The sequence below is a fragment of the Roseateles sp. P5_E11 genome (assembly GCF_054049355.1).
Window position 1 is genome coordinate 1 of record NZ_JBFUMO010000977.1, and the last position, 1330, is coordinate 1330.

A 1330-nucleotide genomic window follows, 5' to 3' on the forward strand; every position below is an offset into this window, starting at 1 on the left:
TCAGTACTCGTCACGCTCCACACCCACATACCCAGGTGCGAGGTTCTCAAACTTGGTGTGCATCCGCTGGAACATCAGCTTGACTGTCCCGACCGGGCCATTACGCTGTTTCGCAATGATGATCTCAGCCACGCCCGGCTCCTTGCACTCGTCCTTCGTGTAGTACTCATCACGGTAGATGAACATGATGATGTCAGCGTCCTGCTCGATGGCGCCGGACTCACGCAGGTCGGACATCATCGGCCGCTTGTCGGGCCGCTGCTCCACCGAGCGGTTCAGCTGCGACAGGGCGATGACGGGGCACTTCAGCTCCTTGGCCAGGGCCTTCAGGCCGCGCGAGATCTCGCCCAGCACCGTCGCGCGGTTTTCCTCGCTGCCGCCGCCGTTGCCGCTCATCAGCTGCAGGTAGTCGATGACGATCAGGCCGAGCTGGCCGCAGATGCGCGCCTGGCGGCGTGCACGGGCGCGCACCTCACTGGGCGACAGGCCGGGGCTCTCGTCGATGAAGATGCTGGCCTTGCCGAGCTTGTCGACGGCCTCCGACAGGCGCCCCCATTCGTCGTCCTTCAGCTGGCCGGTGCGCAGATGGCTCTGGTCGATGCGGCCGATCGAACYGACCATACGCAACGCGAGCTGTGCGGCACCCATTTCCATCGAGTAGATGACGACGGGCAGGCCTTCGTTGATGGCGACGTTCTCGGCGATGTTGACCGCGAACGCGGTCTTGCCCATGGACGGGCGCGCGGCGAGCACGATGAGGTCGCCGCCCTGCAGGCCGGCGGTCTGGCGGTCCAGGTCGTAGAAACCAGTGCGCACGCCGGTCACGTCCTGGGCGCCGCTCTCGGCCAGCTCGTTGACGCGGTCGATCAGCTGCACGACGAGCTGGTCCATGCTCTGGAAACCCTGGCGGCTGCGAGAGCCCTCCTCGCCGATGCGGAAGATCTTGCCTTCGGCCTCGTCCAGGATCTGCGTGACGGCACGGCCCTGCGGATTCATCGCGGCGGTCGCGATCTCGTCGCTGGTGGCGACCAGCTTGCGCAGGATGGCCCGCTCGCGAACGATCTCGGCATAACGGCGCAGGTTGGCGGCACTTGGAACGCTCTGGGCCAGCGCATTCAGATAGGCCAGGCCGCCGCATTCCTCGGCGCGCCCCACCGAGGTCAGTTCGTCAAAGACGGTGACGACGTCAGCCGGCTTGCCCGCATTGATCAGCTTGCCGACCGCTGCGTATACATGCTTGTGCTCGAAGCGGTAGAAGTCGGTCTCGGTCAGCAGGTCGGCCGCCTTGTCCCAGGCCGAGTTGTCGATCAGCAGGCCACCGAGCACGCTC

Annotated in this window: 1 protein-coding gene; it reads right to left on the reverse strand. The window is 65.5% G+C overall.

All coding sequences use genetic code 11. The annotated features are described in order from the left end of the window. On the reverse strand, positions 1-1330 hold a 1330-nt coding region (dnaB, locus tag ACXJKR_RS32660), incomplete at its 5' end, for a replicative DNA helicase (protein ID WP_457326399.1).